This is a genomic window from Kitasatospora sp. NPDC057518 (genome assembly GCF_042802075.1).
Lineage (GTDB): Bacteria > Actinomycetota > Actinomycetes > Streptomycetales > Streptomycetaceae > Kitasatospora.
The window spans coordinates 1-9,854 of sequence record NZ_JBHVEU010000330.1 but is presented as its reverse complement, the minus strand read 5'-3'; the positions used below and the strand labels follow the sequence as shown (position 1 = coordinate 9,854).

The 9,854-nt window shown below is 70.8% G+C and carries 12 protein-coding genes; 7 read left to right on the top strand and 5 right to left on the bottom strand.

Going from position 1 to position 9,854, the window contains the following annotated elements:
- Positions 1–213 precede the first annotated feature (213 nt).
- On the bottom strand, positions 214–1,611 hold the full coding sequence (locus ACFU7Z_RS28150; protein WP_380780472.1) for a hydrolytic protein: 1,398 nt from the start codon (positions 1,609–1,611) through the stop codon (positions 214–216).
- 215 nt (positions 1,612–1,826) lie between these two features.
- On the opposite strand from ACFU7Z_RS28150, the gene ACFU7Z_RS28145 reads away from it, so the two are divergent.
- A complete protein-coding gene (locus ACFU7Z_RS28145; RefSeq protein WP_079272162.1) occupies positions 1,827–2,564 on the top strand; it encodes a response regulator transcription factor in 738 nt (245 codons plus the stop codon).
- A 54-nt stretch (positions 2,565–2,618) separates the two neighbouring features.
- Here ACFU7Z_RS28145 and ACFU7Z_RS28140 read toward each other — a convergent pair whose 3' ends face one another.
- The 3 genes from ACFU7Z_RS28140 to ACFU7Z_RS28130 are packed head-to-tail and all read right to left on the bottom strand — an operon-like array spanning position 2,619 to position 4,091.
- Complete coding sequence (locus ACFU7Z_RS28140) at positions 2,619–2,984, bottom strand: VOC family protein (protein WP_380780470.1); 366 nt, start codon at positions 2,982–2,984, stop codon at positions 2,619–2,621.
- A gap of 25 nt (positions 2,985–3,009) precedes the next feature.
- A complete protein-coding gene (locus ACFU7Z_RS28135; RefSeq protein WP_074002713.1) occupies positions 3,010–3,231 on the bottom strand; it encodes a DUF397 domain-containing protein in 222 nt (73 codons plus the stop codon).
- On the bottom strand, positions 3,228–4,091 hold the full coding sequence (locus tag ACFU7Z_RS28130) for a helix-turn-helix transcriptional regulator (RefSeq protein ID WP_074002712.1): 864 nt from the start codon (positions 4,089–4,091) through the stop codon (positions 3,228–3,230). The genes ACFU7Z_RS28135 and ACFU7Z_RS28130 overlap by 4 nt, the downstream gene beginning before the upstream one ends.
- A gap of 295 nt (positions 4,092–4,386) precedes the next feature.
- On the opposite strand from ACFU7Z_RS28130, the gene ACFU7Z_RS28125 reads away from it, so the two are divergent.
- The 3 genes from ACFU7Z_RS28125 to ACFU7Z_RS28115 all read left to right on the top strand — a co-directional run bounded on the left by ACFU7Z_RS28125 (position 4,387) and on the right by ACFU7Z_RS28115 (position 5,757).
- Positions 4,387–4,755, top strand: coding sequence for an ATP-binding protein (locus ACFU7Z_RS28125; RefSeq protein ID WP_074002711.1), 369 nt, complete (start codon positions 4,387–4,389; stop codon positions 4,753–4,755).
- Positions 4,752–5,015 (top strand): hypothetical protein, encoded by a 264-nt coding sequence (locus tag ACFU7Z_RS28120; protein ID WP_074002710.1) that lies wholly within the window; start codon positions 4,752–4,754, stop codon positions 5,013–5,015. Before ACFU7Z_RS28125 ends, ACFU7Z_RS28120 begins: the two co-directional genes overlap by 4 nt.
- 229 nt (positions 5,016–5,244) lie before the next feature.
- Entirely contained in the window at positions 5,245–5,757 is a 513-nt protein-coding gene (locus ACFU7Z_RS28115; RefSeq protein ID WP_380780467.1) for a hypothetical protein, read from the top strand.
- A gap of 153 nt (positions 5,758–5,910) precedes the next feature.
- Here the strand turns inward: ACFU7Z_RS28115 and ACFU7Z_RS28110 are convergent, their stop codons facing one another.
- Entirely contained in the window at positions 5,911–6,846 is a 936-nt protein-coding gene (locus tag ACFU7Z_RS28110; protein ID WP_380780465.1) for an alpha/beta hydrolase, read from the bottom strand.
- Between the two features lie 70 nt (positions 6,847–6,916).
- Here ACFU7Z_RS28110 and ACFU7Z_RS28105 point away from each other — a divergent pair, with 70 nt between their 5' ends.
- The 3 genes from ACFU7Z_RS28105 to ACFU7Z_RS28095 all read left to right on the top strand — a co-directional run bounded on the left by ACFU7Z_RS28105 (position 6,917) and on the right by ACFU7Z_RS28095 (position 9,725).
- Positions 6,917–7,393 (top strand): MarR family winged helix-turn-helix transcriptional regulator, encoded by a 477-nt coding sequence (locus ACFU7Z_RS28105; RefSeq protein WP_380780463.1) that lies wholly within the window; start codon positions 6,917–6,919, stop codon positions 7,391–7,393.
- Between the two features lie 65 nt (positions 7,394–7,458).
- On the top strand, positions 7,459–7,989 hold the full coding sequence (locus tag ACFU7Z_RS28100; RefSeq protein ID WP_380780459.1) for a GNAT family N-acetyltransferase: 531 nt from the start codon (positions 7,459–7,461) through the stop codon (positions 7,987–7,989).
- Positions 7,990–8,033: 44 nt separating this feature from the next.
- The gene (locus ACFU7Z_RS28095) at positions 8,034–9,725 is read left to right on the top strand and encodes a DUF885 domain-containing protein (protein WP_380780456.1); all 1,692 of its coding nucleotides are present in this window, start codon (positions 8,034–8,036) and stop codon (positions 9,723–9,725) included.
- The last annotated feature ends 129 nt before the right edge of the window (positions 9,726–9,854 follow it).

Below are 9,854 nucleotides of genomic sequence, written 5' to 3'. Positions count from 1 at the left end.
GGGCATCCCGAACCGCCCGTGGGGGCGGCCCGGTTGCCCTCAGGGACCAGGCCGGTTGCCCTCAGGGGCAGATCACAGCAGGTTACGGGCGGGTCGGTTTGGTTCGGACGGGTGCACGATGCAACAGTGTCCGTCGGGTATTGACATGGTCACGAGACGTGAGGGGGACGTGGGGGAGGAGCGGGAATTCGGAGACGAACGGCCTGGAAACGCTCAGTTTCCTTGCCGGATGTCGCTCAGGGTCCCGCTGACGTTGAGGAGTTCGTGGCACGTGGGCGCCTGCTTGCCCGAGGCCGGGGTGCCCGGCACCTCGCAGGTCACGTTCGCGGTCACGGCCTGGTCCTCGGGGACCTGGAGGGGAGTCACCCAGTGGTAGTCCTGGTTGCGGAAGGTCTCCAAGGCGATCGTGGTGATGGTCGTGTTGCCGGCCATGATGGTCACCAGCCCCTGGTCGCCCTGGAAGTTGGCGACCACGAGGTCGGTGATGTCGAAGACCTTGCCGTGCGGCACCTGGTAACTGCCGGTCTTGGCGGTTCCGGTCTCGGTCACGACGTCGATCGCGGCGGAGCTCTGCTGGCCGGTCCCCGGCACCGCCAGGCCGCCCGGACCGCCCTGGCTGCCCGGGCCGGTGGTCGGCTTCCCGGCGCCCGGCTTGGTCTGGCCGCCAGGGGTGCTCCCGGTGCCGGGGCTGCCCGGTGTGTCACCGGCCGGAACGCCGGCGGGCGGGGCCGGGGTGGCGATCTGCTGGGCGACGGCCTTCTCGGCCGCCTGCTTCGCGGAGCTGCGCACCGCCGGACGGACCAGGGCGAACCAGGCCAGCAGCAGCGCGATCAGCGCCGCCAGCAGTGCGAGCAGCCACTTCGGGAAGATCGGCAGCTGGAGGAACTCGCCGTCCAGCAGCGGCTTCTGGACGGGCGGCTGCGCGGTGCCCGGTGCGGCCTCCGGCGCCTTCTCCTCCTTCGCGTCCTTGCCGGGCTTGCCGTCCTTCGCCTCCTTGCCGTCCGCCCGCTCCTCCGGGCCCACCGTCACCTCGAACGGCCAGGTCGCCTGCTTGCCGAACCAGATCAGCTTGCGGGTGCGTGCCTGCACCCGCACCTCCCCGGACTCGCCGGGCTCCAGCCGCAGCTTCTCCGGCGTGACCCGGAACCGCAGGTCCTCACCGGCCTGTCCCGGAGTGAACGTCACACCGGTCGGCGCGTTGCCGAGGTTGCGCACCGAGGCCCGGTAGCGCCCGCGCAGCCAGCCGCGGCGACGGCGCGGGGCCAGCGCGGCCTGAAGCTCCTGGAACGGCGTCACGGTGACCGTGGCCTCCGGCACCGTCACCAGGTCGGGGCGCTCGACCGGCAGCACCCGGATGCCGAGCGGGAACTCGCCGGCCCGGGTGGCGGGGGAGCGCGGCGGGGCCAGCCGGACCGTCACGGTCTCGGACGTCCCCGGGTACAGCGAGACCCGGGCCGGCTCCACCTTCGTCCAGCCGGCACAGTCGCCGACCACCTCGAACGTGTAAGCCTCGACGATGTCGAGGTCGTTGCGGACCGTCAGGGTCGTGGTGGCCACGCCACCGGGGGCCACCGTGAGTGCTGGCAGGCCGAGTTCGGCGGATGTGGTCATAGCGTGACGGTAGGGCCGTACCGCGCCGGAGAAGAGGGCCGTACGGGCAAGCTGGGGGCCACACCCCTTGCCCGTACGGACCGACCGGAGACCCCGCCCGGTCCCGTCGCGGGCCCGGCCCGGCTCCACGTGACCCGCCCCCAAGCCCCCGGCCGGCACCGCCCCGCGGCGCCCGGCCGTCACCCTCGCAGGCACTTGCAGAATGGAGCAGTTCGATGACGTCGACCGATACAACCCGTGAGGAAGCCGTCACAGCCCGCCGCACCACGGTGGCACCGAAGCCCGCCGGCGCCGCCGTCCCGCGCGTACCCGCCCAACTCCGCGGCAGGCCCAGCCAGGTGCGGGTGGCGGTCTACGCGGAGGACCTCATCCTGCAGACCGGCGTGGTCCAACAGCTGCGCCAGCGGCCCGAGGTCGTCCTGCTGAACGAGAGCGAGGCCGGGCAGGCCGAGGTCTCCCTGCTGGTGGTCGACGCGCTGACGGAGACGGTGACCGAACACCTGCGGCGGCTGCGACTCGCCACCACCGGCCGGATAGGCCTGGTGGTGGGCCACTTCGAGGCCGGCGGGCTGCAGACCATCGTGGAGAACGGGGTCGCCGCCGTGCTGCGCCGCTCGGAAGCCGACCAGGACCGGCTGGTGAACCTCATCACCGCCCTGGCCAACGGCGAGGGCGTGATGCCCGGCGACCTGCTCGGCGAACTGCTCGACCGGATCGGCATCCTCCAGCGCACCATGCTCGACGGGCGGGGCCTGACCCTCTCGACGTTAACTGCACGGGAGGCGGAGATGCTGAAGCTGGTGGCGGAGGGCTTCGACACCAGCGAGATCGCCGCCAAGACGTCGTACTCGGAGCGCACGGTGAAGAACGTGCTGCACGAGATCATCACCCGCCTCGGCCTCCGCAACCGGGCCCACGCGGTGGGGTACGCCATGCGGCGCGGGCTCATCTAGCGGCATGACGGTGCCCCGCCCGGGTGGGCGGGGCACCGCGTGGAGCGGGGGAGTTCACGCGGGGGACATGACCTCGTAGAGGTTCCCGGCTTCGTCGGTGAAGTACAGCCCGCGAGGGCACAAGGGGTGGTCGGTCCGGCCGTTGCCGGGCTCGCGGGGATCGTCGCCGAAAGGCACGTCGGCCTCGCGGAGCCGGGAGAGGATCCCGTCGAAGGAGGCCGGGTCCACGTCGAAGGCCAGATGATGGCCGACCGGGTCCTCGACGGTCATGAAGTCCAGGGTGAGGGAGTCGTTGACCCGCACCGGCGCGAAGTGCCGGTCGGCGCCCTGGTAGTCGAGGCCCATGACGGAGGCGAAGAAGCGGGCTGCCGCCTCGTTGTCGACGGCCGGAACGATGGTGTGGTTCAGGGATATGGGCATGTGAGCCTGCCTCTCTGTGGGGTGATCAGAGCAGCCCGAAGTCGAACTCGCCGGTGGCGACGGCGGCGAGGAAGGAGGAGTGGGCCGCGCGGTCGAAGGCCAGGGCGGGGCCGGACGGGTCCTTCGAGTCACGGATGTAGGAGACCGGCTCACCCAGGGCGAACTCGACGCAGTTCGTGGACTCATTGCTGTGTGATGACTTGCGCCAGACTGCGGCGATGGTGGCTGCGTTCGGGATGAACGTCATGTGAGCTTGTCTCTCTGTTCGATGATCAGGGCGAGGGAGTCGTCGAGGCCCAGAGCATCCGCTCGGATGGCGTCGAACTTCGCCGAGTACAGCGCCACATCGGCGGCGTCCTCGACCCAGAGGTCGTTCAACGCGCCCTCCACGAGGACGACGTCGAGATCCTGCCGTTGCGGAAATCCGAGGATGGAGAAGGCACCGCCCATGCCATGGTGCGCAGGTGCACCAATGGGCATCACCTGGATCTTGACGTTGGGCTGGCTTGCTCTGTCGGCGATCCTGGCGAGTTGCTCAGCCATGACCTTCGGTCCGCCGACTCCGGACCGGATTGCGGCTTCGTTTATCACTGCCCACAGCGCGAGCGGTTCGGCTCGGGTCAGCGCGCTCTGGCGTGCCATGCGGACATCGACGAGTGCCTCGACGTTGACTCCAGGGCGGAGAGTGAGCTTCCTGATGATCTCGCGCGCGTAGGCGGGAGTCTGAAGAAGACCTGGGATGAAGAAGCCTTCGTAGGAGCGCATCGATGAGGCGCTTGCCTCCAACGAGATGAGGTTGCCAAGCGGCTCTCCGATGTCAGCGCTGTAGCTTTGCCACCACATTCCGCGCTGTGCGCCGCGCTTGGCCAGATCCACGAGCGCGTTGATCAACTCGTGGTCCTCGCACCGGTAGAGGGCGAGGAGTCGCTTGACGTCATCGACCTTGGTGGCACCCCGGCCGTTTTCAAGGCGGGACAGCTTCGGCTGGCTCATCCCGCTCAGCGCTTCGGTGACTTCCTCATGCGAGAGGCCGGCTTCCTCTCTCCGGCGGCGGAGTTCGGCCCCGAGTTGCCTCCGCCGAACCGTCGGACCTGTTGCTCCGCCCATCCCCGCCCTCTCTGAGCTTCAGTGGACCAGTCTGCCTTCCCGGCGGGCACGTTCGCCACCGGCTATGGCCACTGTAGGGGCCCTGCTGGGCGTTCGATTTGAATATATCCAAAACATCATGACGAGTTGCCAAACACAGACGCCTGGCCCCATGCTGTGTGTGACGGGCTGCACACTGACAGCAATTGCTGGATGCTTCGTCGTGTGCACACGTCGCGATCGCACTCCGGGTCGACTCCCCTGACTGATCATCGGTCGCTCGGAGTCATCTCTCGACTCCCATGGAGGTTTCTTCGTGTCTCCCCTTGGACTCCCCCCTGACTGGTCGGCCGCGCGCGAAGAGTTGCGCGAGCTCACGGCGCGCGCCGGGTGGGACGCCGACCTGGTCGCCGATGCCGAGGTCGCGCTCCTCGAACTGTTCGTCAATGCCTGGCGCCACGGCGGCAGTGCGGCGCCGCTCGTCGTCATCGCGCTGCTCGACCACGTGCTCCGGGTCTCGGTCAGCGACGGCAGCCCCATCGTCCCGATCCGGCGGGACGGCTCCGACCTCCTCGCCGTCTCCGGCCGGGGCCTGCGTCTCGTCCGCTCGCTCACCGACCGCTTCGGCACGGAGTCCCGCAAATCGGGCAAATCCGTCTGGTTCGAGCTGGACGCCGCCGCGTGACCGCCGACCACCGCCGCCCGACCGGGCCGGCCGACGCGATCATGCGCACCTACACCGAGCCGGAGGTCGCCTCCCTGCTCGACGAACTCCAGGAGCGGGGCCGCAAGTTCGGCCTCCTCTGGCCCGGCGCGGCCACGGACCACGTCGGGGTCGACGGCCGCGTCTCGGTCCGCTTCGGCACGGCTCCCGCCAGTACCGTGCTCAACCTCCTCGCGATCCTCCGGCACTACGACAGGACCGAGGCCCCGTGCGACTCCTGATCGACCTCGCCCTTCCCCTTCTCCTGCTCCTCGCCATCGCCGTCGTCGGCCGCGGCGCGGTCGCCGTCCTGCGGATGCCCCACCGCCCGGATGAACGCGCCGCAACTCCCAGCCCTGGCCGAGACCGCCAACCGGTGGCCTGAAGCCCGACCCGCCCACGCCGCCCGGCCGGACCCGCCGGGCGGCATGGGCGTGCGTGCAGGAAGTAGGCCCGGCCGACTTCCTGCGCATGGTGCTGCTCGGGTTGAACTCGGAATGCCGGTCGTCCAGTTGTCGTGAGGCCCAGCCGGTAGGTTCTCGGATCCTGTGCCAGTTCCTGACCATGCTGGGCGGGGGCGGGGCATCGCCTTTCTATGGCCTGCTGCCTTTGCAGTCATGTCGGCTCTTCACGATGGACCCCCACGGGGAGCCCGGCCGCCCCCGGGGGTTCACGTTCGCCGGCGGCCCGTCTCACCGAAGTGACCTGTTCCTGCACATCATCGAGGCGGGGTGCTCCGACCTGGTGCTTCTCGGCATCACAGGTCCCCTGGCGGGCCGCGTCGTCACCGGAAACGCTGACGGCTTCTGGGGCCCCAACGTCTCGTCGGCCACGGATTTCCTGGCCTGGTACGAACGCTGGCTCGACCACATGCTCGCCGGGCGCGACAACCGCAACCTGGAACTGACCTCACCCGCCCTGAGGGCGCCGGTCGACCGCATCGAGAGGCGGCACCGCGATCGCGAGGATCTGTCACAACTGTGAGAATCCGAAGCTGCGCCATCCGGCTGAGACCGGGGACGGAGTCACGGGTCGCATGGTTGCCCGTATGACACGGAGGCCGAGAACCTTCACAACCATGACGGCCGGGCCGGGCCGGGCCGGGTCGCGACCGTACGGACGGGAGGGCTCCGAGCCCTACTGGGCCGCCCCGGCCGCGGTGTCGGACTTCCGGACGTGCTGCGCGAGGAAGAGGGCCGCGCGGTCCAGTGCCTGGTCGGCCTCGTCGAGCACGCCGGCGAAGGACTGGAACACGTGGGGTACGTCGGCGGTGATGTCGAGGACCACGTCCACTCCGGCCGCGCGGGCGCGGGCGGCCATGCGGGTGGAGTCGTCCAGGAGCAGTTCGTTGGTGCCCGCCTGGAGGAGCATCGGCGGGAAGCCCGTCAGGTCGGCGAGGACGGCGGGGCTGAGCAGGGGCTGGTGCGGGTCGGCTCCCGCGAGGTACATGGCCCCGGTGTGTTCCAGGTTCTCGCGGGTGAAGATCGGGTCGATGCCCGCCTTGGTGTCCATGCTCTCGCCCGTCCTGGTGGCGTCGAGGCCGGGGGAGAAGGCCACGATCGCGGCGGGCAGCGGGAGGCCGGCGTCGCGGGCGGCGAGGCAGGTGGTGACGCTGAGGCCGCCGCCGGCGGAGTCCCCGGCGAACGCGATGCTTGCCGGGTCCTCGCCGCTGTCGAGGAGGGCGCGGTAGGCGCCCAGCGCGTCCTCGATCCCGGCCGGGAACGGGTGCTCGGGGGCGAGCCGGTAGTCCAGCGAGTACGCCCTGAACCCGGTCCTGGCCACGAGGTTCCCCGTCAGCGACATCGCCGTCTCGGGGGAGCCGAACACCCAGCCGCCGCCGTGGAAGTACAGGATCGTCCCGGTGCGTGTCCCCTCGCCCAGCTCGTCGCCCGGCTCGACGTACAGCGCCGGTCGGTCGCCGAGCGTCGTCCGCGTGGTGCGAAGGCCGTCCGGGACGATCATCCGGGCCATCAGCGCTTCGAATCCGACCCGGATCTCCTCGACCGACTGGGGGCCGTCGGGCCGGGGTTGCCGCAGCATCGCGTCGACCTGTGCGCGCTGTTCCTTGCTCATGGTGGCTGCTCCTGTCGCAAGTGGCTTCTTCGGCACTATATGCCGAGGCATCTAACGTAGACTATATGCCATGGCATCTAAAGTGACCGGCGAGACGGTCGACCTCCCGAGCTTCTTCGCCGACCTCGTCCGATGCGAGACGCGCCTGTACAACGCCCTCAACGACCGTCTCCGCGAGCGGCACGGGATCGTCACGTCCCAGTTCGAGTTCCTGCGCCACCTCCGCGACCACCCCCGGGCCCGGGTGGCGGACCTGGCGGCCGAGTTCGCCGTCGGCATCGGGTCCACCAGCAAAGGTGTCGACCGCCTGGAGCGGCAGGGCTGGGTCGCCCGCGTGCCGAACCCCTCGGACCGCCGGTCGTCACTGCTGGAACTGACCGACGACGGCCGGGAGTTGGTCGACGCGGCGGAAGGGACCTTCACCGAGTGCCTGGCCGAGCTGACCGCGGACGCGCTCAAGACGTCCCCCGTGGCGGCCGCCGCACAGGCCCTCGCGGAGCTGCGTTCCGCCCTGGAGCGCGACCAGATCGGCATGCCCACGGGCTGACGCGCTCCATGGCCGGTCCGGATATTCACTGGCCGCCGCTTGCCGACAGTGGTCATACTGCCGCGATGGATCCAGTGACGCTTGAGACCGACCGTCTGCTGCTCCGGGCCTTCACGCCCGCCGACGTGGACGCGGTGTACGAGGCCTGCCAGGACAAGGACATCCAGTTCTTCACCCCGGTGCCGGTGCCCTACCGGCGTGCGGACGCGGAGCACCTGGTCGGCGAGCGGCTGCCCGTCCAGTGGGCGGAGGACAAGGACTACACCCTCGGCGCGTTCCGCAAGGACACCGGAGCCCTGGTCGGCCTGTACGGCCTGAGCCTCAGGCGGCGCGGCGTCTGGGAGCTCGGCTACTGGGCGGTCAAGGAGCAGCGCGGACGCGGGTACTCGGTGGAGGCCGCCCGGGCCCTGTGCGACTGGGGCTGGGCCACGATCGACGTGCACCGCATCGAGTGGTGGGCCATGGTCGGGAACACCGGCTCGCGTGCCGTCGCCGAGAAGCTCGGCTTCACCGTCGAGGGGACCCTGCGCAACCGTGACTACGCCAACGACGGCCAGCCGCACGACTGGTGGGTGGGCGGACTGCTGAGGCCCTGACACCCGGGCGGCGGTGTGTTCTGACGGTGCGCCAGGATGGCCGCATGGCAGATGAAAAGATCACCCCGCGCACCATCGCCGACCACCACCTCGACCAGGTGGCCGCACACGACCCGCTGGAGGCCGCCTGGTTGGGCCTGCACCCCGGCGACGAACGGCAGCCGGACCTCTCCCCGGAAGGGTTCGAGGCACTCGCCGACATCGCCCGGCGCACCCTCCGTACGCTCGACACCGCACCCGCCACCGAGGACCCCGCCGACCGGGCCTGCGCCCGGCTGCTGCGGGAGCGCCTCACCGCTGAACTCGCCCTGCACGACGCGGGCGAGAACTTCCGCCAGTTGCGCAACATCGGCGCGCACGTGCACCACGTGCGGGAGATCTTCACCTACATGCCGACCGTCACCGACGACGACTGGGCGGCCGTGGCCGGGCGGCTGCGCAATGTGCCCGCCGCGCTCGACGGCTACCGGGCGACGCTCACCGAGGGCATGGCCCGGGGCCTGTTCGCCGCGCCCCGCCAGGCGGCCGTGGTGATCGACCAGCTCACCGCCTGGACCGGTGAGGCCACCGACCAGCGGGCGGGCACCGGCGCCGGGTGGTTCGCCGACTTCGTCGCCCCCGGCCCCGACCGGCTGCGCGGCGACCTGGACGCGGCCGCCGGCCAGGCCACCGCCGCCGTCGCCGGGTTCCGCAGCTGGCTGCGCGACAGCTACGCCCCCGCCACCGCCGACACCCCGGACGCCGTCGGCCGGGACCGCTACCGGCTCGCCGTACGCCACCACACCGGCGCCGACGTCGACCTGGACGAGGCCTACGCCTGGGCCTGGAGCGAGTTCCACCGGACGGCCGCCGAGATGCGGGCCGAGGCGGGGCGCGTGCTGCCCGGGGCCGGCGCCCTCGACGCGATGGACCACCTGGAGCGGCACGGCCACCGGGTCGTGGGCGAGGAGGGGATCCGCGACTGGCTGCAGCAGAAGATGGACGGGGCGATCGAGGCCCTCGACGGCACCCACTTCGACATCTCCGGACCGGTGCGGAAGGTGGAGTCCCGGATCGCCCCCGCCGGAAGTGCCGCGGCACCGTACTACTCCGGCCCCAGCCTGGACTTCAGCCGGCCCGGCCGCACCTACCTGCCCACGCTCGGCCGGGACGCGTTCCCGACCTGGCAGCTCGTCAGCATCTGGTACCACGAGGGCGTCCCCGGCCACCACCTTCAGCTCGCCCAGTGGGTCGCCGTCGCCGACCGGCTGAGCCGCTACCAGAGCACGCTGGGCATGGTCAGCGCCAACGTCGAGGGCTGGGCCCTGTACGCCGAGCGCCTCATGGACGACCTGGGCTTCCTCACCGACCCCGCCCACCGCCTCGGCTTCCTCGACGAGCAGATGCTGCGCACCATCCGGGTGATCATCGACATCGGCATGCACCTGGGCCTGCCGATCCCCGCCGACTCGGGCTTCCACCCCGGCGAGCGCTGGACCCCGGAGCTCGCCACCGAGTTCATGGCCACCTACAACGGCAGCCCCGCCGACATGCGCGGCAGCGAGATCGCCCGCTACCTCGGCTGGCCCGGGCAGGCCATCGGCTACAAGCTCGGCGAGCGCGCCTGGCTGGAGGGGCGGGAAGCCGCCCGCCGCCGGCAGGGCGCGGCCTTCGACCTCAAGGCCTGGCACATGAAGGCGCTGTCGCTGGGCTCGCTCGGCCTCGACGACCTGGTCGACCACCTCGCCGCGCTGTAGGCCGACGGCGGAGGCCCGCACGGGAAGTCGGCCCGGCGACTCTGCTGGCGAAGTATTCGATCTAGGTCAGGCTCAGGCCGTTGTTGCGATGCCGTGTTGGGTGCAGAGTGTGTGGATGCGGGTGGGGCG